25 protein-coding genes are annotated in these 24,735 nt (G+C 72.1%); 23 read left to right on the forward strand and 2 right to left on the reverse strand.

Annotation, left to right across the window (positions count from 1 at the left end; translation table 11 throughout):
- The first annotated feature begins 6 nt into the window (after positions 1-6).
- The 10 genes from ACSMXO_RS08575 (at position 7) to ACSMXO_RS08620 (ending at position 12,356) form a co-directional block, all read left to right on the forward strand.
- Positions 7-2,391 (forward strand): [protein-PII] uridylyltransferase, encoded by a 2,385-nt coding sequence (locus ACSMXO_RS08575; RefSeq protein ID WP_455419197.1) that lies wholly within the window; start codon positions 7-9, stop codon positions 2,389-2,391.
- A gap of 126 nt (positions 2,392-2,517) precedes the next feature.
- Positions 2,518-3,450, forward strand: a complete 933-nt coding sequence (locus tag ACSMXO_RS08580; protein ID WP_455417311.1) for an ABC transporter ATP-binding protein — start codon at positions 2,518-2,520, stop codon at positions 3,448-3,450.
- A complete protein-coding gene (locus tag ACSMXO_RS08585; protein WP_455417312.1) occupies positions 3,440-4,261 on the forward strand; it encodes an ABC transporter permease in 822 nt (273 codons plus the stop codon). Before ACSMXO_RS08580 ends, ACSMXO_RS08585 begins: the two co-directional genes overlap by 11 nt.
- A 37-nt stretch (positions 4,262-4,298) precedes the next feature.
- A complete protein-coding gene (locus tag ACSMXO_RS08590) occupies positions 4,299-5,501 on the forward strand; it encodes a sensor histidine kinase (protein WP_455417313.1) in 1,203 nt (400 codons plus the stop codon).
- Positions 5,498-6,196 carry a response regulator gene (locus ACSMXO_RS08595; protein WP_455417314.1) on the forward strand — a complete coding sequence of 233 codons (699 nt, stop codon included), beginning with the start codon at positions 5,498-5,500 and terminating at the stop codon, positions 6,194-6,196. Before ACSMXO_RS08590 ends, ACSMXO_RS08595 begins: the two co-directional genes overlap by 4 nt.
- A 302-nt stretch (positions 6,197-6,498) precedes the next feature.
- Complete coding sequence (ffh, locus tag ACSMXO_RS08600; protein WP_455417315.1) at positions 6,499-8,040, forward strand: signal recognition particle protein; 1,542 nt, start codon at positions 6,499-6,501, stop codon at positions 8,038-8,040.
- An 85-nt stretch (positions 8,041-8,125) separates the two neighbouring features.
- A complete protein-coding gene (locus tag ACSMXO_RS08605; protein ID WP_455417316.1) occupies positions 8,126-8,704 on the forward strand; it encodes a Uma2 family endonuclease in 579 nt (192 codons plus the stop codon).
- A gap of 368 nt (positions 8,705-9,072) precedes the next feature.
- Positions 9,073-10,152: an amidohydrolase family protein gene (locus ACSMXO_RS08610; protein WP_455417317.1), complete on the forward strand. Its 1,080-nt coding sequence runs from the start codon at positions 9,073-9,075 to the stop codon at positions 10,150-10,152.
- Positions 10,153-10,285: 133 nt separating this feature from the next.
- Complete coding sequence (proS, locus tag ACSMXO_RS08615) at positions 10,286-11,692, forward strand: proline--tRNA ligase (RefSeq protein WP_346255887.1); 1,407 nt, start codon at positions 10,286-10,288, stop codon at positions 11,690-11,692.
- Positions 11,693-11,711: 19 nt separating this feature from the next.
- Entirely contained in the window at positions 11,712-12,356 is a 645-nt protein-coding gene (locus ACSMXO_RS08620; RefSeq protein WP_346256290.1) for a DUF402 domain-containing protein, read from the forward strand.
- Positions 12,357-12,429: 73 nt separating this feature from the next.
- Here the strand turns inward: ACSMXO_RS08620 and ACSMXO_RS08625 are convergent, their stop codons facing one another.
- A complete protein-coding gene (locus ACSMXO_RS08625; protein ID WP_346255888.1) occupies positions 12,430-13,488 on the reverse strand; it encodes a LacI family DNA-binding transcriptional regulator in 1,059 nt (352 codons plus the stop codon).
- A 139-nt stretch (positions 13,489-13,627) separates the two neighbouring features.
- On the opposite strand from ACSMXO_RS08625, the gene ACSMXO_RS08630 reads away from it, so the two are divergent.
- The 13 genes from ACSMXO_RS08630 (at position 13,628) to ACSMXO_RS08690 (ending at position 23,177) form a co-directional block, all read left to right on the forward strand.
- The gene (locus ACSMXO_RS08630) at positions 13,628-14,935 is read left to right on the forward strand and encodes an extracellular solute-binding protein (RefSeq protein WP_455417318.1); all 1,308 of its coding nucleotides are present in this window, start codon (positions 13,628-13,630) and stop codon (positions 14,933-14,935) included.
- Between the two features lie 89 nt (positions 14,936-15,024).
- The gene (locus ACSMXO_RS08635) at positions 15,025-15,933 is read left to right on the forward strand and encodes a carbohydrate ABC transporter permease (protein WP_346255890.1); all 909 of its coding nucleotides are present in this window, start codon (positions 15,025-15,027) and stop codon (positions 15,931-15,933) included.
- A complete protein-coding gene (locus ACSMXO_RS08640; protein ID WP_346256291.1) occupies positions 15,930-16,796 on the forward strand; it encodes a carbohydrate ABC transporter permease in 867 nt (288 codons plus the stop codon). The genes ACSMXO_RS08635 and ACSMXO_RS08640 overlap by 4 nt, the downstream gene beginning before the upstream one ends.
- 343 nt (positions 16,797-17,139) lie before the next feature.
- Entirely contained in the window at positions 17,140-17,607 is a 468-nt protein-coding gene (gene rpsP, locus ACSMXO_RS08645; RefSeq protein WP_346255891.1) for a 30S ribosomal protein S16, read from the forward strand.
- Positions 17,582-17,842 (forward strand): RNA-binding protein, encoded by a 261-nt coding sequence (locus ACSMXO_RS08650; protein WP_199853371.1) that lies wholly within the window; start codon positions 17,582-17,584, stop codon positions 17,840-17,842. The genes rpsP and ACSMXO_RS08650 overlap by 26 nt, the downstream gene beginning before the upstream one ends.
- A 13-nt stretch (positions 17,843-17,855) precedes the next feature.
- Positions 17,856-18,428 (forward strand): ribosome maturation factor RimM, encoded by a 573-nt coding sequence (gene rimM / locus ACSMXO_RS08655; RefSeq protein WP_346255892.1) that lies wholly within the window; start codon positions 17,856-17,858, stop codon positions 18,426-18,428.
- Between the two features lie 70 nt (positions 18,429-18,498).
- Positions 18,499-19,275: a tRNA (guanosine(37)-N1)-methyltransferase TrmD gene (gene trmD / locus ACSMXO_RS08660; RefSeq protein WP_346255893.1), complete on the forward strand. Its 777-nt coding sequence runs from the start codon at positions 18,499-18,501 to the stop codon at positions 19,273-19,275.
- A gap of 141 nt (positions 19,276-19,416) precedes the next feature.
- Positions 19,417-19,773 (forward strand): 50S ribosomal protein L19, encoded by a 357-nt coding sequence (gene rplS / locus ACSMXO_RS08665; RefSeq protein ID WP_203858388.1) that lies wholly within the window; start codon positions 19,417-19,419, stop codon positions 19,771-19,773.
- A 200-nt stretch (positions 19,774-19,973) separates the two neighbouring features.
- Positions 19,974-20,876, forward strand: a complete 903-nt coding sequence (gene lepB, locus ACSMXO_RS08670) for a signal peptidase I (protein ID WP_455417319.1) — start codon at positions 19,974-19,976, stop codon at positions 20,874-20,876.
- Entirely contained in the window at positions 20,873-21,520 is a 648-nt protein-coding gene (gene lepB / locus ACSMXO_RS08675; RefSeq protein WP_346255894.1) for a signal peptidase I, read from the forward strand. The genes lepB (ACSMXO_RS08670) and lepB (ACSMXO_RS08675) overlap by 4 nt, the downstream gene beginning before the upstream one ends.
- Before the next feature lie 63 nt (positions 21,521-21,583).
- Positions 21,584-22,042 (forward strand): NUDIX hydrolase, encoded by a 459-nt coding sequence (locus ACSMXO_RS08680; protein ID WP_346255895.1) that lies wholly within the window; start codon positions 21,584-21,586, stop codon positions 22,040-22,042.
- 2 nt (positions 22,043-22,044) lie between these two features.
- On the forward strand, positions 22,045-22,857 hold the full coding sequence (locus tag ACSMXO_RS08685; protein WP_346255896.1) for a ribonuclease HII: 813 nt from the start codon (positions 22,045-22,047) through the stop codon (positions 22,855-22,857).
- Positions 22,854-23,177, forward strand: a complete 324-nt coding sequence (locus ACSMXO_RS08690; RefSeq protein ID WP_007075222.1) for a DUF2469 domain-containing protein — start codon at positions 22,854-22,856, stop codon at positions 23,175-23,177. The genes ACSMXO_RS08685 and ACSMXO_RS08690 overlap by 4 nt, the downstream gene beginning before the upstream one ends.
- Before the next feature lie 288 nt (positions 23,178-23,465).
- Here ACSMXO_RS08690 and ACSMXO_RS08695 read toward each other — a convergent pair whose 3' ends face one another.
- Entirely contained in the window at positions 23,466-24,659 is a 1,194-nt protein-coding gene (locus tag ACSMXO_RS08695) for a sulfite oxidase (RefSeq protein ID WP_455417320.1), read from the reverse strand.
- Positions 24,660-24,735: the final 76 nt, after the last annotated feature.

Below are 24,735 nucleotides of genomic sequence, written 5' to 3' on the forward strand. Positions count from 1 at the left end.
GCGCCGCTGACCGCTGGTCAGGTCGACCCGAGGCCCCTGGTCATCCCCGGCATCGGCGCCGCCGCACGCGAGCAGCGTGCGGCGGCGCTCGACGCCTGGCTCGCCGGGCTGCTCGCGGCGGGGCTGCGGGAGACCGCCGGCAGACGGAGCGGCCCGGAACCGGCCTCGGCTACCGGCGTAGCCCTGGTCGCGGTCGGCGGGCTCGGCCGCCGGCAGTGCGCGCCCTGCGGCGACCTGGACCTGGTGCTGCTGCACTCCGGGATGCCCGGCATGGACGAGCTGGCCGCCGCGCTCTGGTATCCGATCTGGGACGCCCGGCTCGGCCTGGACCACTCGGTGCGGACCATCCCCGAGGCACTCTCCGTCGCACACGACGACGTCAAGGTCGCGCTCGGCCTGCTGGACGCCCGGCACGTCGCCGGAGACCGGGAACTCTCCGCCCGGCTGGTCGGCGCTGCCGCCGACCAGTGGCGGCGGACCGCCGTACGCGCGCTGCCGGCGCTGCGCGAGGTCACCGCGACCCGCTGGCAGGCCCACGGCGAGCTGGCCTTCCTGCTGGAAGGCGACCTGAAGGAGGCGGCCGGCGGCCTGCGGGACGTCGCGCTGCTCCGGGCCATCGCCTTCGCCGGGATCAGCGACACGCTCCGCCCGGCGGTCCGGGCCGCGCACCTGCGGATGCTGGACACCCGGGACGCCCTGCACACCTCGGTCGGCCGCCGCGTCGACCGGCTACTCGCCCAGGAGCGGGCCGCCGTTGCCGGCCTGCTCGGGCTGCGTCAGCTCCGGCGCGGCACCCTCGACCCCGCCCCCCGACAGCTTCCACCCGACGGCGACGGGCCGGTTCCGCCCGACGGCGCGGGGTCGGCCGACGGCGTCGCCGAGCCGGGCGACGCGCTGCTGCGCCAGGTCGCCGGGGACGCCCGGACCATCAGCCACGCCCTGGACGACGCCTGGCGGGCCGCCGACCGGCTCCGCTCCGGGCGGCGCCGGGGCGCCGACGGCCGGCCGCTGCGCCGCCCGGTCGCCCGGGACGTGGTGGAGCAGGACGGCGAGCTGGTACTCGCCCGGACGGCCATCGGGGCCCGCCCCGATCCGAGCCTGTCGCTGCGGGTCGCCGCCGCCGCGGCCAGCGCCCGGCTGCCGATCGCCCGGGCCACCTGCGAGTGGCTGGCCGCGTACTGCCCGCCGTTGCCGACGCCCTGGCCGCCGGCCGCCCGGGCCGCGCTGATCACCCTGCTCGGCGCCGGTCCCGGGCTGGTCGCCACCTGGGAGACCTGTGACCGGTACGGCCTGGTCGACGGCTGGCTGCCGGAGTGGCCCCGGATGCGCAGCCTGCCGCAGCACAACCCGGTGCACCGCTACACGCTCGACCGGCACCTGGTGCAGGCCGCCGCCGAGGCGACCGGGTACGCCCGCGAGGTGGACCGGCCCGACCTGCTGCTGCTCGCCGCCTTCCTGCACGACGTCGGGAAGGGGTTGGGTGGGGATCACAGCCTGGTCGGGGCGCCGATCGCGGCCCGGATCGCCGCCCGGATCGGGCTGCCGCCGGCCGAGGTCGACCTGATCGAGAAGCTGGTCCGGCTGCACCTGCTGCTGCCCGAGGTGGCGACCCGGCGGGACCTCGCCGACCCGGTCACCATCGCGCGGGTGGCCGAGGCGGTCCAGGACACCAGCACGCTGAGCCTGCTGCACGCGCTGGCCCGGGCCGACGCGTTGGCGACCGGACCGGCCGCCTGGTCGGACTGGAAGGCCCGGCTGATCGCCGAACTGGTCCGCCGGGTGCACACCCGGCTCGACACCGGCCGGCTCCCCGAGCCACCGACCCCGGACCCGGCGCTGGTGGCGGGGCCGCTGCCGGCCGTACACCTGGAAGGGGACCGGGTGGCGGTGGCCGCGGCGGACCGGCGGGGCCTGCTCGCCGCGGTCGCCGGATGTCTGGCCCTGCACCGGCTGGAGGTGCTGGCCGCCGACGCCAGCATGGTCGAGGAGACCGCCCTGGTCGAGTTCCTGGTGCAGCCCCGCTACGGCACCCCGCCGGACCCGGTCGCGCTCGCCGCCGACCTGCGCCGGGCGGTCACCGGCGACGTTTCGGTGACCCAGCGGCTGCGCGGTCGTGCGCTGGCCGCCCGGGGCGGCGGCTCGCCACCCCGGGTGGTCTGGCACCGGGCCGCCGCGACCGACGCCGTGGTGCTGGAGTTGCGGGCCGCCGACGCGGGTGGGCTGCTCTACCGGGTCACCAGCGCACTGGACGAGGCCGGCGCCCAGGTGCGGGCGGCCCGGATCTCCACCCTCGGCGGCGACGTGGTCGACGCCTTCTACCTGGTCGGAAACTGGCCCGACGCGGCCGAGCGGGACCGGGTCGAGGCCGCCGTGCTGGCCGTCGCCGGCTGAACCGTCGCGCTGCTGTCCGGGGCGGCGGTCGCGTCGGCCGGCAGCCCCGACTACGTCAGCGGACGTAGCCCGGAGGTCGCTCACCGGGCGACGCCGCCGGGCCCGCCGGGCGGGATCGTCGAGGGCATGACGGACATGCCAGCCAGCCCGGCCGGGCCGCCGCACCCGGTGCAGACCTGCGCCCTGACCAAGCGGTACGGCGACCTCGTCGCCGTCGACTCGCTCGACCTCACCGTACGCAGCGGCGAGGTGTACGGGTTCCTCGGCCCGAACGGCGCCGGCAAGACCAGTACCCTGCGGATGCTGCTCGGCCTCGTCCGGCCTACCGCCGGGACTGTCCGGCTCTTCGGCCGGCCGCCCGGCGCTCCCGGCCAACTGGACCGGGTCGGCGCGCTGATCGAGGGCCCGGCGTGCTACCCCTACCTCTCCGGCTGGGACAACCTGCGGGTGCTGGCCCGGCTCACCGGCACCCCGCCGATCCGGATCCGGACCGTGCTGGAACTGGTCGACCTCGCCGACCGGGCCGGCGACCGGTACGCCGGCTACTCGCTCGGGATGAAGCAGCGGCTCGGCGTCGCCGCCGCCCTGCTGAAGGATCCCCGGCTGCTGATCCTGGACGAACCGACCAACGGGCTCGACCCGGCCGGGATGGCCGACATGCGGGCCCTGATCCGCCGGCTGGCGGCGGCCGGCTGCACCGTACTGCTCTCCAGCCACCTGCTCGGCGAGGTGCAGCAGGTCTGCGACCGGGTCGGGGTGGTCTCCCGGGGCCGGCTGGTCGCCGAGAGCACCGTCGCGGAGCTGCGCGGCGCCGCCGGGCTGCGGGTACTGGCCGAGCCGCTGGGCGGCGCCGAGGAGCGGGTACGGGCACTGCTCGGCCCCGACCGGGTGCGGGTGGTCGACGGCGGGCTGGACCTGTCCGTCGATCCGGACCGGGCCGCCTGGCTCAACACCGAGCTGGTCGGCGCCGGAGTGGCGGTACGCGAGCTGCGGCCGCTGGAACGGGACCTGGAGCAGGTGTTCTTCGAACTGACCGGAGGGGCCGACCATGTGGGCTAGCTGCCGAGCGGAAGCGATCAAGATGGTCCGTCGACCGGGTACCTGGCTGCTGCTCGCCGTCGCGGTCGTACTCAGCCTTGTCTTCACCTATTTCGTCCCGTACGCCGCCTACGCCGACGGTTCCGCCGGGGTGCTCAGCGACCGGGCGCTCGACGCGCTGCTGCCGGCGCGACTGGTCGGCAACTCGATCGGCGGACTACCGGTCTTCGTCGGCGCGATCTGCCTGATCCTGGCGGTACTCACCGTCGGCGCCGAGTACGCCTGGGGCACCTGGAAGACCCTGCTCACCCAGGGGCCGTCCCGGCTGTCGGTCTACCTGGGCAAGCTGCTGGTGCTGGCCGCCGCCACCCTGGCGCTGGTGCTGACCCTCTTCGGGGTCGGCGCGCTGACCAGCCTGCTGATCGCGGTGTCGGAGTCGCAGCCGGTGCACTGGCCGGCGCCCGGCGACCTCGCGGTCGGGATCGGCGGCGGCTGGCTGATCAGCATGGTCTGGGCCGGCTTCGGCGTACTGCTGGCGGTGCTGCTGCGCGGGGTGGCGTTGCCGATCGGGCTCGGCCTGGTCTGGCTGCTCGCCGTGCAGAACCTGCTGGCCGCCGTCGCCGCGCCGATCCTGGACTGGGTGGCGGAACTCCAGAAGGGGCTGCCCGGCCCGAACGCCGGGGCGTTGGCGGCGGCGCTCGGCGCCTCGGCCGACACCCCGGGGGTCGGTGCGCTCGTCGGCGGTGGCCAGGCGGCGGCGATCCTCGCCGGGTACCTGCTCGGTTTCGTCCTGCTGGCCGGGGCGTACCTGCACCGCCGGGACATCCTCTGAAGCCGTACCGGCGCGGCCTGCTGGGAGGGGAGCCGGCATGACATCCTCGGCACAGATGGCGATGCAGGGGCGGGAGGCGGACGGCGGGGTGCGACCGGCCGACAGGCGGTGGAGCAGCCTGCTGGCCGACGCCGTGCTCGCGCTCGTGCTGCTGGTCTTCGGCTACTTCGGCACGACCGGCGCGGCGCAGAACTTCCCGGACGCCGCGCCGGTCGACGGTGCGGCGTACGCGCTGGTCGTGACGGCGGCGCTGGCGCTGGTCGTACGCCGGCGCTGGCCGCTGGTCACCTTGGCGCTCTGCACCGTGGCCACCGCGGCGTACCTGGTGGTCGGGTATCCCCCCGGGCCGATCCTGATCTCGTTCTTCATCGCGGTCTACACGGTCGCCCGGCACCTGCCGATCCGGCGGGCCGTGCTCAGTTGCGCCCCCGCCCTGGTGGTGCTGCTGGTGCACGTCTTCGTCTCCCTGCGCGAACCGATGGGACTGCCCGGCCTGCTGCCCGGTTCGGCGTGGATCGTCGTACCGTTCGCGGTCGGGGTCACGGTGCGGAACAACCGGGAGGCTGCCGCCCGGGACCGGATCGCGCAGGCCCGCCGGCTGGCCGACGACGAGCGGCTGCGGATCGCCCAGGAGGTGCACGACGTGGTCGGGCACGGGCTCGCCGCGATCAACATGCAGGCCGAGATCGCCCTGCACCTGCTGGCGAAGCGCCCGGAGCAGGCGGAGACGGCGCTGACCGCGATCAGCCGGACCAGCCGGGAGGCGCTGGACGAGTTGCGGGTCACCCTCTCGGTCGTGCGCCGGGACGCCGCCGTCGACCGCGCTCCGGTGCCCGGGCTGGACCAGGTGGCGGCGCTGACCGCCCGGCTGCGCCAGACCGGGCTGACGGTCGCCCTGGAGGTCGCCGGGGAGCGCCGGCCGTTGCCGGTGGCGGTCGATCTGGCCGCGTACCGGGTGGTGCAGGAGTCGTTGACCAACGTGCTGCGACACGCCGGCACTGCCGCCGCGACCGTCCGGATCGGGTACCTACCGGCGGAGGTGACGGTCGAGGTGGTCGACACCGGACACGGCGGTGCGGGGGCGGCCGGTCCGGGGGACGGCCACGGGCTGACCGGGATGCGGGAGCGGATCGACGCGCTCGGCGGCGCCCTGGAGGCCGGGCCGCGCCCCGGGGGCGGGTTCCGGGTCTTCGCCCGGCTGCCCGCGCCGGCATGCCAGATCACGGGGGAGGGAAGATGACGGGGGAGGAGAGCGGGATGACGACCGGGCGGAGCACGCCGATCGGGGTACTGATCGCGGACGACCAGGACCTGGTCCGGCTGGGGCTGCGTGCCCTGGTGGAGAGCGAGGCCGACCTGCGGGTGGCCGGGGAGGCGGCCGACGGGCTGGGCGCGCTGGCGGTGGCCCGGCGGGAGCGCCCCGACGTGGTGCTGATGGACGTCCGGATGCCCGGGATCGACGGGATCGAGGCGACCCGGCGGATCGTCGCCGACCCGGAGCTGGCCGGTACCCGGGTGGTGGTGCTGACCACCTTCGAGCTCGACGCGTACGTCTTCGAGGCGCTCCGGCACGGTGCCAGCGGCTTCCTGACCAAGGACACCAAGCCGGTCGAGCTGCTTCGGGCGATCCGGCTGGTCGCCAGCGGCGAGGCGCTGCTCTCCCCGTCGGTGACCCGGCGGGTGGTGCGGGAGTTCGCCACTCGGCCGTCCCGGGTGCTCCGGCCGCATCCCCGGCTGGACACCCTGACCGAGCGGGAGCGGCAGGTGGTCGGGCTGGTCGGCGAGGGGCTGAGTAACGACGAGATCGGCAGCCGGCTGCTGGTCAGCCCGGCGACGGCGCGTACCCACGTCAGCCGGGCCATGGTCAAGCTGGGCGCCCGGGACCGGGCCCAGTTGGTGGTGTACGCCTACCAGTCCGGCCTGGTCGAGCCCTGACGCCGAGACCCCGGTGGCCCGGCCGGCCGGGGATAGGTTAGCCGCGATCGAGCTGCCCCGCCTGTGCACCCGCCACCGGCCGCGACCGCCGCCACCGGCCATCACCGGCCGCCACCGCCACCGGCCATCACCGGCCGCCACCGCCACCGCCACCACCGGCCACCACCGCCACCACCCGGCCTAGCCCGGCTGGGGCGGGGCGGAGGCGGCGGGGGAGGTGGGCGGCTACCCTTGCGGTGGCCGGGCACCCGTGTCTCGGCCATGCCATGCTCGGGTAAATACGACAAACGGGATGCTGCGCCGTGTTTGACACTTTGAGTGACCGCCTGTCCGGGATCTTCACCAAGCTGCGTGGCAAGGGTCGCCTCACCGACGCCGACATCGACGCCACCGCCCGGGAGATCCGGCTGGCGCTGCTGGAGGCGGACGTCGCCCTGCCCGTGGTCAAGTCCTTCATCAACAGCGTGAAGGAGCGGGCCCGGGGCGCGGAGGTGTCCCAGGCGCTCAACCCGGCCCAGCAGGTAATCAAGATCGTCCACGAGGAACTCGTCGCCGTGCTCGGCGGCGAGGGTCGCCGGTTGCAGTTCGCCAAGCAGCCCCCGACTGTGATCATGCTTGCCGGCCTCCAGGGCTCGGGTAAGACGACCCTGGCCGGCAAGCTGGCCGGCTGGCTGAAGGGGCAGGGGCACCAGCCGCTGCTGGTCGCCGCCGACCTCCAGCGACCCAACGCGGTCAACCAGTTGCAGGTGCTCGGCGGCAGGGCCGGGGTCGAGGTCTTCGCGCCGGAGCCGGGCAACGGGGTCGGCGACCCGGTACAGGTCGCCAAGGCGTCGATCGAGCACGCCCGGCGGGCCGCCCGGGACATCGTCATCGTCGACACCGCCGGCCGGCTCGGTATCGACGCCGAGATGATGGCGCAGGCCGCCGCGATCCGGGACGCGGTCGACCCGGACGAGGTCATCTTCGTGATCGACGCGATGGTCGGTCAGGACGCGGTACGCACCGCCGAGGCGTTCCGGGACGGCGTCGGGATCACCGGCGTGGTGCTCTCGAAGCTCGACGGCGACGCGCGCGGTGGTGCCGCGCTCTCCGTACGGCAGGTCACCGGCCAGCCGATCCTCTTCGCCTCCACCGGCGAGAAGCTGACCGACTTCGACGTCTTCCACCCGGACCGGATGGCCAGCCGGATCCTCGGCATGGGTGACGTGCTCACGCTGATCGAGCAGGCCGAGCAGGCCTTCGACGCCGATCAGAAAGAGAAGATGACCGCCAAGCTGATGGGCGGCGAGCAGTTCACCCTGGAGGACTTCCTCGACCAGCTCATCGCGGTACGCCGGATGGGTCCGATCGCCAACGTCCTGGCCATGATGCCCGGGATGGGGCAGATGAAGGACCAGTTGGCCGAGGTGGACGACAAGCACTTCGACAAGGTCACCGCGATCATCCGGTCCATGACCCCCGGCGAGCGAACCAACCCGAAGATCATCAACGGCTCGCGGCGGGCCCGGATCGCGAACGGCTCCGGTGTCACCGTGATGGACGTCAACCAGCTGCTCAACCGCTTCGCCGAGGCGCAGAAGATGATGAAGCAGATGGGCGGCATGATGGGCCTGCCCGGCGGCCGGCGCAAGGCGACCAAGTCGCCGAAGAACAAGCGCAAGGGCACCAAGGGCGGCGGCCGCCCCCGGGTCGGCGGTCCGGCTGGCGGCTTCCCGGCCGGCATGCCGCAGTTGCCGCCGGGGCTGGACCCGAACGCGCTGCAGGGCGGCCAGGGCCTGCCGCCCGGTTTCAAGCTGCCGAAGCTCGACTTCAACAAGCTCGGCAAGCGCCCGAACGAGAAGTGACCCGGGACGGACAGGGTGTCCGTCGTCGGGACAGCGGGCTATAGCCTGACCGCGTAGGGTGACGGCGACACGGGAAGGAGTGGTCATGACCGCGGCGCCGATGCTGCCGGAGCGGCAGGAGTGGACGGTTGACGACCTCGGTGAGCTGCCGAAGGACCTTCCGTACGAACTGATCAACGGAAGGTTGATCGTGCCGTCCCCCACCCACCTGCACCAGGACCTCTGTGTCGAAATCCTGCTCGCACTGCGGGCGAACTGCCCGCCGGAGTACGTGGTCAGCATCGACCTGTCGATGCGGGTCGACCGGCGCAACGAGCCCCGGCCCGACGTGGTGGCGCTGCGACCCGAGCACGTCACCCGCAGCCCGGTGCCGGTGCAGGACGCCATCCTCGCGGCCGAGGTGATCTCCCCCGACTCCACCTTCCGGGACATGTACGACAAGGCGCGGGTGTACGCCCACGCCGGGGTGCCGACCTACTGGGTGGTCGACCCACTGCACGAGCGGATGACGCTCACCGAGTTCGTGCTCGGGTCGACGGGTGAATACGAGCCGGCCGCGCACACCGACGACGTCTTCAGCACCGAGCGCCCCTGGAAGGTGACCGTCGACCTGCCGGCCCTGACCACCCGCTGGGCTGGCCTGCGCGACCGCGCCGAGCCGTGACGTCGAGCCGCGTCGAGGTGTGACGTCGGGTCGCGTCGGGGTGTGACGTCGGGTCGCGTCGGGGTGTGACGTCGGGTCGCGTCGGGGTGTGACGTCGGGTCGCGTCGAGGTGTGACGTCGGGTCGCGTCGGGGTGTGACGTCGGGTCGCGTCGGGGTGTGACGTCGGGTCGCGTCGGGGTGTGACGTCGGGTCGCGTCGGGGTGTGACGTCGGGTCGCGTCGGGGTGTGACGTCGGGTCGCGTCGAGGTGTGACGTCGGGTCGCGTCGCGCGGCGAGGGCGGTGCCACGGGTGGCCGGGGCGTGATCCTCGGCGGGGCGGGCCGGGGTGCGGCGGGTCGCCCGGGCCCGATCGGGTAGGAATGTGCGCATGGCGCTGCACGTACGAGGGGTCGTGCTTCCGGACGACGAGGTCCGCGACCTGTGGCTGGTCGGCGACCGGGTCACCTTCACCCCGGTCCCCGGAGCGGTGACGGTGGCCGATCGCGGCTTCGTGCTGCCCGGTCTGGTCGACGCGCACTGCCACCCCGGCATCGCTCCCGGTTCGGTGCCGATCACCTCGCTCGACCAGGCCCGCGAGCTGGCCCGGATCGACCGGGACGCCGGGGTGCTGGCGATCCGGGACGCGGGCTCGCCGTTCCCGTACCCGGAGTTGGAGGACGAGCCGGACCTGCCGCGACTGGCCCGCGCCGGGCGGCACATCGCGCCGCCGAAGCGGTATCTGCGGGACATCGCGGTGGAGGTCGAGCCCGCCGACGTGCCGGCGGCGGTGACCGAGCAGGCCCGGGCCGGCAACGGCTGGGTCAAGCTGGTCGGCGACTGGATCGACCGGAACGTCGGTGACCTGGCGCCGTCCTGGGAGCCGGAGACCGTGGCCGCGGCGGTGGCCGCCGCGCACGCGGCCGGCGCCCGGGCCGCGGTGCACACCTTCTCCGAGGCGGCGGTCGAGGTGATGGTCCGGGCCGGGGTCGACTCGGTCGAGCACGGCACCGGGGTCAGCCTCGACCTCGTCGACGAGATGGCCCGGCTCGGTACCGCGCTGGTGCCGACGATGATCAACATCGCCACCTTCGGCGAGATCGCCGAGCGGGCCGCCGCGAAGTTCCCCGGGTACGCCACACACATGCTCGCGCTCCGGGACAACTTCCCGGCGGTGGTCGGCGCGGCGTACGAGGCCGGGGTGCCGATCTACGTCGGCACCGACGCGGGCGGCGGGATCGACCACGGGCTGGCCGCCGAGGAGATGCTGCTGCTGCACGAGCAGGCCGGGATGTCCACCGTCGACGTGCTGGCCGCCGCCTCCTGGCGGGCCCGGGACTGGCTCGGCTTCCCCGGCCTGGTCGAGGGTGGTCTCGCCGACCTGGTGGTCTACCCCACCGACCCCCGGACCGACCTGCGGGTGGTACGCGCACCCGAGCGCATCGTGCTGCGCGGCCGGGTGCTGCGCTGACTCTGCGGCTGGCCGGGCCGGTCCGCCGGCACCGTGCGCCGGCTCACGGCGACCGGCGCAGGTGACGGGCTGACGGTCGGCGGCAGCGGGCCGGGCGCGTCGGCTCCGGGGTCGGCGCCTAAGATGTGCCCTCATGGCACGCGTGCTCACTCCCCGTGCGGAGGACTTTCCCCGCTGGTACCAGGACCTGATCGCCAAGGCGCAGCTCGCCGACAACGGCCCGGTGCGGGGGACCATGGTCATCCGACCGGCCGGTTACGCCATCTGGGAGCGCATGCAGGCCGAGATGGACGCTCGGATCAAGCTCGCCGGCGCGGAGAACGCGTACTTCCCGCTCTTCATCCCGGAGAGCTACCTGCGCCGGGAGGCGCAGCACGTCGAGGGTTTCTCGCCCGAGCTGGCGGTGGTCACCCACGGTGGCGGCAAGCAGCTCGCCGAGCCGGTCGTGGTCCGGCCGACCAGCGAGACGGTGATCGGCGAGTTCATGGCGAAGTGGGTCGACTCCTACCGCGACCTGCCGCTGCTGCTCAACCAGTGGGCCAACGTGGTGCGCTGGGAACTGCGGCCCCGGGTCTTCCTGCGGACCACCGAGTTCCTCTGGCAGGAGGGGCACACCGCGCACGCCGACGAAGCCGACGCCCGGGCGTACGCCCGGAAGATCCTGCACGAGGTCTACGAGGATTTCATGGTCGGGGTGCTCGGCATCCCGGTGCTGACCGGGCTGAAGACCGCCCGGGAGCGGTTCGCCGGTGCCACCCGCACCTACACCCTGGAAGGCATGATGGGTGACGGCAAGGCGCTCCAGATGGGCACCTCGCACGAGCTGGGGCAGAATTTCGCCCGCGCCTTCGACATCACCTACACCTCTGCCGAGCGCAGCGTCGAGCACGCCTGGACCACCTCCTGGGGCAGTTCGACCCGGATGCTCGGCGGGCTGATCATGTGCCACGGCGACGACAACGGGCTGCGGGTGCCGCCGAGGCTGGCGCCGGTGCAGGCGTACGTGATGGTGGTGAAGGCTGGCGACGGGGTCGCCGAGGCCGCCGCCAAGCTCTGCGACGCGCTGCGCGACGCCGGGGTGCGGGTCGCCCTCGACGACCGGGTCGACACCCCGTTCGGCCGCCGGGCCGTCGACGCCGAGCTCAAGGGCTATCCGGTACGCATCGAGCTCGGTCCCCGCGACCTGGCCGCCGGCAACGCGGTGCTGGTCCGCCGGACCACCGGCGCCAAGACCCCGGTCCCGGTGCCGGACGTGGTCGCCGGGGTGCTCGCCGCGCTCGACGCCGACCAGAAGGCGCTCTACGACGAGGCGCTGGCCCGGCGCGAGTCGCACACCGTCGCGGTGGACTCGCTGGCCGAGGCGATCGAGGCGGCCGGCACCGGCTGGGCTCGGGTGCCGTGGTCCGCCGTCGGGGCCGAGGGGGAGGCGGAGGCGAACGCCCAGGGCGTGACCGTCCGCTGCCTGCGCCGGGCCGACGGCTCGGTGCCGGACTCGGAGGACGAGCCGGAGCTGACCGCCATCCTCGCCCGCTCCTACTGAGCGGCCGGACGTGACCGGGTTGCGCTTCTCACCGGGCCGCGTCGTCGTGCACCGCAACGTGCGGCGGGGCCGGATCGGCTGGGTCCGCCCGGCCCGGGTGGTCAGCGACGACGACCGTGGCCTGCTGCTCTGGGTCGCCCGGGGCACCCAGGTGGCCAGCGAGGTCACCGCGGACGGCCGAGGGATGCGGACGATGCCGTTCACCGAGTGGGTGGCCTCGACCTACCGGTTGCGGGTCGCTCCCTGGGCCGGACCGCCGGTGTTGAAGTTCCTGCCGGCCGGGGCGGACCACTCGGTCTGGTTCTTCCGGGACGCGGCGGACCGGTTCGCCAACTGGTACGTCAACCTGGAGGAGCACGGCGTCCGCTGGGACGACGGCGAGCTGGCCGGCGTGGACGTGGTGGACCAGGATCTCGACGTGGTGGTCTGGCCGGACCACACCTGGGAGTGGAAGGACGAGGGGGAGTTCGCCGAGCGGCTCGCCGTCCCGGAGCACTACTGGGTGCCGGACCCGGCGGCGGTACGCGCCGAGGGGGAGCGGGTGATCAAGATTGCCGAGGCGGCGCAGTTCCCGTTCGACGGCACCTGGTGCGACTTCGTCCCCGATCCGGCCTGGACCGCGCCGGACCTGCCGCCCGGCTGGGACCGTCCACCCGTGCGCTGAACCGTCCACCCGTGCGCAGGTGACCGGACGTCCGTGCGCTGGAGACCGGACGTCCGCGACCGGCGCGGCGCGTTCAGCCGGGCGCCGGCGTGGCGCGGGCGGAGAGCGGCGGACTCGGCTCGCGGGCGGGGGCGTAGGGGCGACAGGACGCCCGGATGACCAGCTCGGTGGGGAGCCGGATGTGCGTGTCCCGTTCGACGCCGCCGATCAGGTCGATGAGCAGGCGCAACGCCTCGGCGCCCATCCGTTGCAGTGGTTGCATGATCGTCGTCAGCGGCGGATTGACCAGCGCCGACTCCGGGACGTTGTCGAAGCCGATCACGGAGAGGTCGTCGGGTACCCGTAGACCCATGCTCCGGGCGACGTCGAGGGTGGAGATCGCGGAGAGGTCGTTTCCGGCGAAGACCGCGGTCGGCCGGTCGGGGAGGGCGAGCAGCTCCGCGGCCGTACCGGCGGCGCTCTCGGTCCGGAACCCGCCGACCCGGACCAGCCGCTCGTCCACCGGGACGGCGGCGTCGGCCATCGCCTTGCGGAACCCGGCCTCGCGCAGGCGTGCCGACTCGAGGTCGGAGCGTCCGCTGATGTGCCCGATGCGGCGGTGACCGAGTGACAGCAGGTAGTTGGTCGCGAGTACGGCGCCGGCGAAGTTGTCGGAGTCGACGGTGGGCAGGCCGGACGGGCCGGTGTGCGGGTCGACGGCGACGACGTGGAAGCCCTGGTTGGTCTCGACCACGGTCGGCGTGACGATCACGGCCCCGTCGATGAGCGTTCCGGACAGCCGGGCCAGCGACCGCCGCTCCCAGCCGATGGCCGCGCTGGCACCGTCGCCGCCGGAGTAGGCCAGTAGCTGGTAGCCGGTGCCGACGACCTCCCTGGACGCCCCCTTGAGCAGCTCGGTCGAGAACGGCTCGAACTCCGCGACCAGGATTCCCAGCACGTTCGTGCGGTGACTGCGCAGGCTCTGTGCCCCTAGGCTGGCCTCGTACCCGAGTTGGTGGATGACCTGCTGGACGCGTTCCACCGTCGCCTGCGCCACGCCATACCTGCCATTGACCACCTTGGATACAGTCGCGACGGAGACGCCGGCCGTACGGGCCACGTCCGACATCTTGACACGCTGCGGAAACGCCACGACGACGATGATAGAGGGCTGCCGGCGGCCCACGGCAGGGGAGTCGAAACCGTTATCGACAACGGTTGACACCACGTAACGCGGCTGTAAAACTCCCCGTTCAGGTGATTACCGCGACTGATAGTCGAGGAGACATTCGATGGCGATGAAAGGCCGCGCGGGCACCGTCCTGGCGCTGCTTACGACCAGCGCACTCCTTGCTGCCGGATGTAGCGGCGGCGGCGACGAAGCGCCCGCTGAGGAAGAGCTCTACAAGAACCCGGTGACCCTGACCTGGTGGCACAACGCCTCGCAGGACGGGCCCGGCAAGACTTACTGGGAGAAGGTCGCCAAGGACTTCTCCGCGCTCCACCCGACCGTCACGATCCAGATCGAGGCGATCGAGACCAACCAGCTCCAGCGCACCCGGCTCCCTGCCGCGCTCCTGACCACCGACCCGCCGGACATCTTCCAGGCGTGGGGCGGCGGCGAGATGCGCGAGCAGGTGGAGGCCGACTACCTCAAGGACATCACCGACCAGGTGAAGACGGAGGTGGCCAACATCGGCAGCGCCGCCGGGATCTGGGCGGTGGAAGGCAAGCAGTACGGTCTGCCGTACCGGATGGGCATCGAGGGCATCTGGTACAACAAGGACATGTTCGCGCGGGCGGGCATCACCGCCCCGCCGACCACGTTCGACGAGCTCAACGAGGCGGTCACCAAGCTCAAGGCGATCAACGTCGTCCCGATCGCCCTCGGCGCCGGTGACAAGTGGCCCGCCGCGCACTGGTGGTACAACTTCGCGCTGCGTGCCTGCTCGGTCGACACCCTGAAGAAGGCCTCCACCGAGGCGGTCTTCGACGACCCGTGCTTCGTGAAGGCCGGCGAGGACCTGAAGACCTTCATCGGCACCAACCCGTTCCAGCCCAACTTCATCGCCACCCCGGGCCAGAACGACCCGACCAGCGCGAACGGGATGCTCGCCAACGGCAAGGCCGCGATGGAGCTGATGGGTGACTGGAACAAGGGCACCCTGGAGACCGTCGCGGAGGACAAGGCGGCGCTGGCCAAGTTCCTCGGCTGGTTCCCCGTGCCGGCGATCTCCGGTTCGGCGGGTGACCCGAAGGCGGCTCTCGGCGGTGGTGACGGGTTCGCCTGCGCCAAGAACGCCCCGGCGGAGTGCGTCGAGTTCCTCAAGTACATCGTGAGCCCCGAGGTGCAGAAGGGCTACGCCGAGACCGGCACCGGCCTGCCCGTCGCCAAGGGTGCGGAGAGCGGTGTCGCGGACCCCGCCCTGAAGTCCATCCTGGAGGCCACGTCCGGAGCGACCTACGTGCAGCTCTGGTTGGACACGGCCTTCGGCAGCACCGTCGGCAACGCGATGAACGACGCGATCGTCGCCATCTTTGCCGGCAGCGGCAGCCCGCAGCAGGTCGTCGACGCCATGAAGGCGGCCGCACGCAAGTGACCGCCACCAACCCAACCCTGAACCCCGCCGGCGGCGCGTCCGCGCCGCCGGCGGGCGTCCGGCCCGCCCGGAGGCGGTCGTCCTCCCGCGTGGCCGAAAAACGCCGTAAGTGGTACGAGATCATCGGGCTGACGACGCCGGCGGTCGTCGTCTACGTGATGTTCGTGCTGGTGCCGATGGGCTTCGCGGTCTACTACAGCCTCTTCCGCTGGCGCGGGGTCGGGCCGCCCACCGAGTTCGTCGGCTTCGACAACTACGTCCTCGCCTTCCAGGACCCGATCTTCCTCGACGCGCTGCGCAACAACGCCATCATCGTGGTCGGGTCGCTGGTGATCCAGGGCCCCATCGCGCTGGCCGTGGCGCTGTTGCTCAACCGCCGCTTCCGTGGGCGCACCGTGTTCCGCCTGCTGGCGTTCGTGCCCTACGTGCTCGCCGAGGTCACCGTCGGCATCATGTGGAAGCTGATCCTGACCGACGGCGGGACGGCCGACGCGCTGCTGCGGTCGCTGGGACTGGGCAGTCTGGTCCAGGCGTGGCTCGCCGACCTCGACGTCGTCATCTGGACGCTGCTTGCCGTCCTCACCTGGAAGTACGTCGGTTTCGCCATCATCCTCCTGCTCGCCGGCCTGTCGAACGTGCCGCACGAGCTGACCGAGGCGGCCTCGATCGACGGCGCGAGCTGGTGGCAGATCCAGCGCCACATCACGCTTCCGCTGCTCGGCCCGACGATCCGGATCTGGATGTTCCTGTCGATGATCGGTTCGTTGCAGGTCTTCGACGTGATCTGGGTGACCTCGGTGCCCTCGGTGCGGTCGCTCGGCGCGTCGGCCACCATGGCGACGTACATGGTGGACAACGGCTTCTTCGCCCGGCTGTGGGGCTACGGCAACGCGGTGGCCGTGATCCTCTTCGTCATCTCCTTCGTCGCGGCGCTGCTGTTCCAGCGCTTCCTGCTCCGCCGCGACATCCAGGGTGCCATCACCAGAAGGGCAAACTGACCGTGGCCGCGAACGCTGTCCTGCCCCCACCGCCCAAGCGCCGCCCGGTGTCCTGGGGTAACCCGCTCACCTACGGGCTGGCGCTCGCGGTCGCGGCCGTGTCGATCGCCCCGGTCGTCTACGTGATCGTCGGCGGCTTCCGTACCACCCCGCAGATCGTGGCGGACCCGGCCGGGCTGCCCGACCCGTGGGTCTTCGACAACTACGCCCGGGTACTGACCCAGAGTGACTTCTGGGGTCAGGCGTTCAACAGCGCGGTGATCGCCCTGGGTACGACGCTCGGTGTCGTGGTGCTCGGTGTCTGCGCCGCGTACGTGCTCGCCCGGTACACCTTCCGGGGCCGCGAGGCGCTCTACACCTTCTTCACGCTCGGCCTGCTCTTCCCGGCCGGGGCGGCTATCCTGCCGCTCTACCTCATGCTGCGCGACCTCAACCTGATCAACTCGTACTACGCGGTGATCCTCCCGCAGGTCGCCTTCGCGTTGCCGCTGACGATCGTGATCTTGCGTCCCTTCCTCGCCGCGATCCCGCGCGAGCTGGAGGACGCCGCCGCGATCGACGGCACGGGCCGGCTCGGTTTCCTCTGGCTGATCGTGCTGCCGCTGTCCCGGCCCGCGCTCGTCACGGTCGGGATTCTCGCGTTCGTGGCGAGCTGGAACGCGTTCCTCCTGCCGCTGCTCGTCCTCGGCGACGTCAATCTGCACACCCTGCCACTGGGCGTGCAGAACTTCTCGAGCCAGTACACCTCCGACACGGCGGGAATTCTCGCCTTCACCTCGCTGGCGATGCTGCCGGCACTGCTTTTCTTCACATTCGCCGAAAAGCAGATCGTCGGTGGCCTACAGGGCGCGGTCAAGGGTTGAGCGGCAGCGGGTACGGGCGCGGGAAGGGGGAGACGCGGCCTGATCGAGGTCCGGACGGGGGCGGTCGGGACGGCGGGGCACGCCCCGGGCGAGCGAGGCGGTCACCAGCCATGATCGCCCGGAGCGGGCCCGGCCGGCGAGTTCGCCGGCCGGTGTGAGGTTCCCGGGCCGGGTCTGGCACAATGGGTCGCTGGTATCCGGCACGCGTCCGGCGCCCTCTAACCCGGGCGTGTCGCCAGTCCATCGAGCAGTCCCCGGCTCAAACCCCACTGTGCCGGTCGGCTCTCACCCGCGCACCGCCCGTGTCCGGGACGGTGAGAATCGCAACAGGAGCGAACACACTGTGGCCGTAAAGATCCGGCTCCTGCGGATGGGTAAGATCCGCAACCCGCAGTACCGCATTGTCGTCGCCGACTCGCGCACCAAGCGCGACGGTCGGGCGATCGAGTTCGTCGGGATCTACCAGCCGAAGGAGCACCCTTCGGTGATCGAGGTCAAGTCGGAGCGGGTGCAGTACTGGCTCTCTGTCGGCGCCCAGCCGAGCGAGGCCGTCCAGCGCCTGCTGGAGAAGACCGGCGACTGGCAGAAGTTCAAGGGCCTGCCGGCCCCGCCGCCGCTGCTGGTGGCGCCGGAGCGGGCCGACCGCACGGCCGCCTACGAGGCCGAGGCGAAGGCCGCAGCCGGGCTGACCGAGTCGGCCAAGCCGGCGAAGAAGGCGGCCAAGGCGGCACCTGCCGAGGCCAAGGCGGCACCTGCCGAGGCCCCCAAGACCGAGGAGCAGGCCGGTGCGGACTCCGGCGAGCAGGCCTGACGTGGCGCTCCGGCCGGCGCTCGAACACCTGGTCAAGGGCATCGTCGACCACCCGGACGACGTACGGGTCCGGATGGTCGACTCCCGGCGCGGCAAGCGCCTGGAGGTGCGGGTGCACCCCGAGGACCTGGGTACGGTGATCGGTCGCTCCGGCCGTACCGCGAAGGCGCTGCGCCAGGTGATCGGGTCGATCGGCGGCCGTGGAGTACGCGTCGACATCGTCGACTCGTACTGATCCGCGGATCCCGATGCTCCTGATCGTCGGCCGGATCGGCCGTCCGCACGGCATCCGCGGTGAGGTGACCGTGGAGGTGCGGACCGACGATCCCGAGGCACGATTCGCCGTCGGGGCGGTGTTGCGCACCGACCCGGCGGCGGCATCCGGCACCGGCCCGGGGGCGCCGCCCCCGGTCACCGGGCACGGCGAGCTGGTCCGGGTGCCCGAACGGCTCACCATCGAGGCCACCCGGTGGCACCAGGGCAAGCTGTTGGTCACCTTCGACGGCGTCTACGACCGCGACGTCGCTGAGGCGCTCCGTGGCACCCTGCTCTGGGTGGACAGCGCGGAGCTGCCGCCGCCGGATGACCCCGACGAGTTCAACGACCACCAGTTGGTCGGTCTCGCCGTGGTCACCCCGGCGGGTGAGGCGCTCGGCGAGGTAGCCCGGATCGACCACGCCCCCGCCTCCGACCTGCTGGTGCTGCGCCGCCCCGAGGGGCGTACCACGCTGATCCCGTTCGTCAAGGCGATCGTGCCGGAGGTGGACCTGGCCGCCGGCCGGGTGGTGGTGGACCCTCCGCCCGGCCTGCTGGACCTGTGAGTCAGGTTCGCGTCTGTCGTCGTCTGACCAGGCCCCGCTGACCGGGAGCCGTCGAGGGGGCCCTCCACACATGCGCGTCGACGTGGTGTCGATCTTTCCCGAGTACCTCACCCCGCTGGGGCTCTCGCTGATCGGGCGGGCCCGGGCGGCCGGCGTACTCGACGTCGCCGTGCACGACCTGCGGACCTGGACGTACGACGTGCACCGTACGGTCGACGACACCCCGTACGGCGGCGGTCCCGGCATGGTGATGCGGCCCGAGCCCTGGGGGGAGGCGCTGGACGCCCTGGTGCCGCCCGGCCGGGAGTCCGGCACGCGCCTGGTGGTGCCCACCCCGGCGGGGGTGCGGTTCAGCCAGACCATGGCGCACGAGCTGGCTGCCGAGTCCCACCTCGTCTTTGCCTGCGGCCGGTACGAGGGGATCGACCAGCGGGTCCTCGACCACGCCGCCACCCGGATGCCGGTGACCGAGGTCTCGCTCGGCGACTACGTGCTCTTCGGCGGCGAGGTCGCGGTTCTGGTGGTCATGGAGGCGGTGACCCGCCTGCTGCCCGGGGTACTCGGCAACGCCGACTCGCTCGCCGAGGAGTCGCACGCGCACGGGCTGCTGGAGGCGCCGGTCTACACCAAGCCGCCGAGCTGGCGGGGGCAGGACGTACCGGAGATCCTGCGCTCGGGTGACCACGGCCGGATCGCCCGGTGGCGGCGCGACCAGGCACTGGTCCGGACGGCCCGGCGCCGGCCCGACATGCTCGCCGCGCTGCCGGCGGAGCAGTTGGACAAACGGGACGTCGCCGCCCTGGCCGGGGCCGGATTTCAGCCTCCGGCCGACGATATGGCAAAGTAGGGGGGTTGCCGCAGCCGTCCGTGCCACGGACGGCTGCGAGGATCTCCGCCGAGGTTGCCCTGCCGGACCCCGTCGCGGAGATCAGAATCACCCATCCGCGTGCCGACGCCCGGTGCGCCGCGAGTCTTCAAGGATGCAGCGATGAACACCCTGGACGCCCTCGACGCCCAGTCGCAGCGGACCGACGTGCCCGACTTCCGGGCCGGTGACACGGTCAAGGTGCACGCCCGAGTCATCGAGGGCAGCCGCTCCCGGGTCCAGGTCTTCGAGGGTGTCGTCATCCGGCGCCATGGAGCGGGCCTGCGGGAGACCTTCACCGTACGGAAGATCAGCTTCGGGGTCGGGGTGGAGCGGACGTACCCGATCAACAGCCCGGGTATCGACCGGATCGAGGTGGTCGTCCGTGGTGACGTACGCCGGGCCAAGCTCTACTACCTCCGTGAGCTGCGCGGCAAGAAGGCCAAGATCAAGGAGAAGCGCGAGAAGCGGGTCGGCTGACCTCCCGGCTTCCCGCACCGATGCCGATCGCGGGGTGCCGACCCGGCCAACGCCGACTACGCTGGCCGCACGGGCAGACGCGAGACACGGCGACCCCGGCGACTGCCGGGGTCGCCCGTCACCCCCGCGCTTCCGCTCGCGGTGCCCGTCGCCCAGCCAGTGGGTGATGGCGCGGTATCTCGGGACCGGGGAGTTGCGTGGTGCGTAGGGTGGACGACGAGGACGATGTCGAACCGTGGCGTCGTCGGCCCCGACGGTCCCGCCGTACCCGTAAGCAGATGCCACTGTGGCAGGAGCTTCCGCTCCTGCTGATCGTGGCGTTCTGCCTCGCGGTCCTGATCCGGACCTTCCTGCTCCAGGCGTTCTTCATCCCCTCGGGGTCCATGGAGGACACTCTGCTGATCGGCGACCGGGTCCTGGTCAACAAGATCGTCTACGACGTGCGCGACCCGGCCCGCGGCGAGATCGTGGTGTTCCGGGGTACGGCCGCCTGGGCACCAGAGGTGCGCGAGGAGGCCGATCCGGGGTTCGTGGCCAAGCTGGGCCGCACCATCGGGGACCTGGTCGGGGTGAGCCGACCCGGCGAGAAGGACTTCATCAAGCGGGTGGTGGGGCTGCCCGGCGACAAGGTGAAGTGCTGTGACGACCAGGGCCGGGTCACCGTCAACAACGTCCCGATCGACGAGCCGTACGTGCTGGAGAACTCCCCACTGGACGTCCCGCCCAACCGCCAGGAATGCCGGTCGCGGCGGTTCGACGAGGTGGTGGTCCCGGCGGGGCAGATCTTCGTGATGGGCGACCACCGGCTGGTGTCGCAGGACGCGCGCTGCCAGGGGCCGGTGCCGATCGAGAACGTCATCGGCCGGGCCTTCGTGGTCGTCTGGCCGTTCGGCCACTGGAGTTCGCTGTCGGTGCCGGACACCTTTGACAAACTGCCGAGGCCGGCCGCGGCGCCCGCCCCCGGGGAACCGCCCGCCGACAGTCCGCAAAACAGCGCGAACACGGGAGAAATAGCAATTGCGATGCCAATCTTGGGCTCTCTGCTCGTTACCGCGCGTTCCCGGCGCTCTCGTGGGACTCGGCATCGTAGGCTCCACCCGTGATTGACGAGCAGACCGACAAGTCCAAGCCCCGCAGTTCGTTCTGGCGGGAACTGCCCATCCTGGTGGGCGTGGCCATCCTGGTCGCGGTACTGGTCCGGGCGTTCGTCCTGCAGACCTTCTACATCCCGTCGCCGTCGATGGAGCACACCCTCGACATCTACGACCGGGTGCTCGTCAACAAGCTGGTCTACGACTTCCGGTCGCCGCACCGGGGCGAGATCATCGTCTTCAAGGCACCCACCCAGTGGACCGGCAACCCGAAGGGTGAGGACTTCATCAAGCGGGTGATCGGAGTCGGCGGGGACCGGGTGGTCTGCTGCGACCCGCAGGACCGCCTGGTGATCAACGGGCAGTCGCTGGACGAGCCGTACATCTTCACCGAGAACGGGGTGCGGGATCCGGCGGCCGACGAGGAGTTCGACATCACCGTGCCGCCCGGACGACTCTGGGTGATGGGTGACCACCGCTCCGCCTCCGGCGACTCCCTGGAACACTGGCAGCAGAGCCGCAAGGACATCCAGTTGGCGACGATTCCGGAGGAGTCGGTGGTGGGGCGGGCCTTCACCGTCTTCTGGCCGGTCGGCCGGGCAACCTGGCTCTCCGTACCCGATTCCTACGGCGCGATCCCCGATCCGCAGGGCTGATCGCCGACCGTGCCGGCCCGCGGCCGGCGGCGGGTCCGGTGCCGGCGCGGCTAGGCTGACCCGGTGACCGTGTTCACCCCCCGCCAGGCCGCCCGGGTGCTCCTGGTCGACGCCGACGGCCGGGTGCTGCTGTTCCACGGCTGGGATCCGGCCCGACCCGTTCACCGCTACTGGTTCACCCCGGGCGGCGGCCTGGACCCGGACGAGACGCCGGCGGCCGGCGCCGCCCGCGAGCTGGCCGAGGAGACCGGGCTGCGGCTGCGCCCGGCCGAGTTCGGCGAACCGATCCGGCGGGAGACCACCGAGTTCAGTTTCGGCGGCCAGTGGTACCGGCAGGAACAGCACTTCTTCCTCGTCCGGGTCGCCGCCTGGGCGGTGGACACGGCTGGGTTCGACGCGGTCGAGCAGGACTCGATCGACACCCACCGCTGGTGGTCGATCGACGAGCTGGACCGGACGACGGAACGGTTCTATCCGACCGACCTGCCCGAGCTGCTACGCCGGGCGCTGGAGAGCGAGTAGCGGTGCTGACCCCACCCCGCACGGTGATCCGCCGCGAGGGCGGCATCTACGCCATGGAACGGGCACTGCGGCGACGCGGCTTCCCGCACGTCGCCGGGGCCGACGAGGCCGGTCGGGGCGCCTGCGCCGGCCCGCTGGTGGCCGCCGCGGCAGTGCTGCCCGACGGCCGGCGCGGCGAGATCGAGGGGCTGGCCGACTCGAAGCTGCTCACCCCGGCCACCCGGGAGCGGATCTACGCCGAGGTGGTGGAGCGGGCCCTGGCGTACGCCGTGGTGGTCATCCCGGCCGTCGAGGTGGATGCCCGGGGGCTGCACGTCTGCAACCTGGCGGCGATGCGCCGGGCGCTGGCCTCCCTCGCCCTGGTCCCGGACTACGTGCTCACCGACGGCTTCGGGGTGGACGGGCTGGGCGTGCCGGGGCTGGCCGTCTGGAAGGGCGACCAGGTCGCCGCCTGCGTGGCGGCGGCGAGCGTGCTGGCCAAGGTCACCCGGGACCGGATCATGGTGGAGCTGGACGACCGGCACCCCGGGTACGGTTTCGCCGAGCACAAGGGATACATCACCGCCGAGCACAGCGCCGCGCTCGAGCGTCACGGCCCGTGCCCGGAACATCGCTTCTCGTACGTCAATGTCGCGACCGTCTCCGGCCGGGTCGGCTGGCCGCCTCGCTCCCGGCGTCCGGCGCACCTCGCTGGGATCGAGTCGATGGCGCACGGGGGCCGGGCAGGGAGTACCGTCGGCGTGGCGTTGGGCGAGCGGCTTCGGCCGTCAACGTTCGTGGGGGAAGATGTGGCCATGGAAGGCGGAGTGGGATGAGCGCGGAAGATCTCGAGAAGTACGAGACCGAGATGGAGCTGCAGCTCTATCGGGAGTACCGCGACATCGTTCGCCAGTTCTCCTACGTCGTGGAGACGGAGCGGCGGTTCTACCTGGCGAACCAGGTTGACCTGCACGTCCGCAACTCCGACGGTGAGGTCTACTTCGAGGTGGAAATGCACGACGCCTGGGTCTGGGATATGTACAGGCCGGCGCGTTTCGTGAAAAATGTCCGAGTAATGACCTTCAAGGACGTCAACGTCGAAGAACTCGAAAAGCCGGACATCTCCCTTCCTGCTGATTCTGGATTCGGCGGTTGATCATCGGCATTCCGGCCGCCCCGGGATCCGCCGGCTGACCGTCCGCGTCCGCCGACCGAGCAAGATCAACTGCTGCCCCGGCATCGGTCGCGCCGCTCTGCCCGAGCCCGGAGTCGTCGTCGGGCTTCTGCCCGAGCCGGAGACGCCGGTGGACGGCGGCCGCCAGTTGCCGGTCGGTCCGGCGGCGGATGATCCGGTCTCCAGCTCTTCAGCTTCAGCTTCAGCTTCAGCTTCAGAAGGGATTACCGGCGACGCCGGACCAGGGCTCCGCTGCCTGGCGAACCTGGCCTAGTGCTCCTCGGTGACCACGACCTCCACCCGCTGGACCAGATTGTTCGCGAACCCACCCCGGTTCCACGGCTGCTCGATCGGCTGGGTACGCCCGGACGCGTCGGTGGCCCGCGCACCGAGGGTGTACCGGCCGGGGGTCGCCGGCCACTCGTACCGCCAGCGGCGCCACGCCCAGCGCTCGTCGACGACTGGTCCGTGCGGAGCGGACTCCGGTGACCGTTGCCCTGCCGAGGCCGGATCCGAGCCGTTGCCCAGGTGTTCCACCGCGCCGGTCGGATCGAGGGTGGCGGGAACCCAGGTGAGACCCCCGTCCGTGGTCACCTCGACGGCGGTCACCGGCGCGTACCCGGACCAGGCCCGACCCTCCACTGTGCACGATCCGGGACGTACCACCCGGGTCCGGGACATGAAATCCGGAAAGCCGGGCGGCTGGACCAGTGCCCGGGGTTCGATCCGGGTGACCGGAATCCCGGGATCGTCGGCGGAGGTGCGGAGCCGGTAGGCCACCGCGTTCTGGTAGCCGTCGAACTCCCGATCCAGCACCGTGATCCGGGTGAGCCACTTGACGTGTGCCATGCCGTACCAGCCGGGCACCACCAGGCGCAGCGGCGCGCCGTGCTGTGGGAGCAGCGGGGCGCCGTTCATCTCGTACGCCAGCAGCACCTCCTCGCGCAGCGCCTCGGAGACCGGCAGCCCGCGCTGGTAGTCCTGCTCGACGCCGCGCTCCACGCCATGGTCGGCGCCGGTGAACACGACGTCGACCGCGTCCGCCGCGAGCCCCGCCTCCCGCAGCAGCGGAGCCAGCGGCGTACCGGTCCATTCGGCGGTGCCGACCGCCTCGGAGAGCCACGGCTGGCTGACCGGACGGGGCGTCAACAGGGCCCGGCCGTTGCCGGCGCACTCCAGGGTGACCCGCCGGGTGACCCTGGGCCGCTGCCGGAGGGCGGCGAGATCGAGGGTCAGCGGGTGGTCGACCCGGCCGTCGACGGTCAGCAGGTGCCGGCCCGCGTCCAGGTCCGGGATGTCGTAGTGGATGAGCAGATAGTGCAGGCCCACCGGGGTGACGTCGTAGCGGAGCGCCTCCAGCGGCAGCGCGTGGTTACGCGCGGCGAGGCCCAGTTCCTCGATGCTGATGCCCTCGTCGGGATCGGCCACCCGGGAAGGCCGGCTCACGTCGTCCACTGTGGTCATCGCCGCTCCTGAGGTCGATCCGGTGACGGACGGGAACCCGCCTCCGGCCGTCCAGCCTAGGCGAGCCGCCTGACCG

The sequence above is a fragment of the Plantactinospora sp. DSM 117369 genome (genome assembly GCF_053764795.1).

What these genes read in the sequence shown, in the direction of transcription:
- ACSMXO_RS08580 (WP_455417311.1), top strand. Translation starts at nt 2,518, where the DNA reads ATGACGGACATGCCAGCCAGCCCGGCCGGGCCGCCGCACCCGGTGCAG.
- ACSMXO_RS08585 (WP_455417312.1), top strand. Translation starts at nt 3,440, where the DNA reads ATGTGGGCTAGCTGCCGAGCGGAAGCGATCAAGATGGTCCGTCGACCG.
- ACSMXO_RS08590 (WP_455417313.1), top strand. Translation starts at nt 4,299, where the DNA reads ATGACATCCTCGGCACAGATGGCGATGCAGGGGCGGGAGGCGGACGGC.
- ACSMXO_RS08595 (WP_455417314.1), top strand. Translation starts at nt 5,498, where the DNA reads ATGACGGGGGAGGAGAGCGGGATGACGACCGGGCGGAGCACGCCGATC.
- ACSMXO_RS08605 (WP_455417316.1), top strand. Translation starts at nt 8,126, where the DNA reads ATGACCGCGGCGCCGATGCTGCCGGAGCGGCAGGAGTGGACGGTTGAC.
- ACSMXO_RS08610 (WP_455417317.1), top strand. Translation starts at nt 9,073, where the DNA reads ATGGCGCTGCACGTACGAGGGGTCGTGCTTCCGGACGACGAGGTCCGC.
- proS (WP_346255887.1), top strand. Translation starts at nt 10,286, where the DNA reads ATGGCACGCGTGCTCACTCCCCGTGCGGAGGACTTTCCCCGCTGGTAC.
- ACSMXO_RS08630 (WP_455417318.1), top strand. Translation starts at nt 13,628, where the DNA reads ATGGCGATGAAAGGCCGCGCGGGCACCGTCCTGGCGCTGCTTACGACC.
- rimM (WP_346255892.1), top strand. Translation starts at nt 17,856, where the DNA reads ATGCTCCTGATCGTCGGCCGGATCGGCCGTCCGCACGGCATCCGCGGT.
- trmD (WP_346255893.1), top strand. Translation starts at nt 18,499, where the DNA reads ATGCGCGTCGACGTGGTGTCGATCTTTCCCGAGTACCTCACCCCGCTG.
- rplS (WP_203858388.1), top strand. Translation starts at nt 19,417, where the DNA reads ATGAACACCCTGGACGCCCTCGACGCCCAGTCGCAGCGGACCGACGTG.
- ACSMXO_RS08690 (WP_007075222.1), top strand. Translation starts at nt 22,854, where the DNA reads ATGAGCGCGGAAGATCTCGAGAAGTACGAGACCGAGATGGAGCTGCAG.
- ACSMXO_RS08695 (WP_455417320.1), bottom strand. Translation starts at nt 24,659, where the DNA reads ATGACCACAGTGGACGACGTGAGCCGGCCTTCCCGGGTGGCCGATCCC.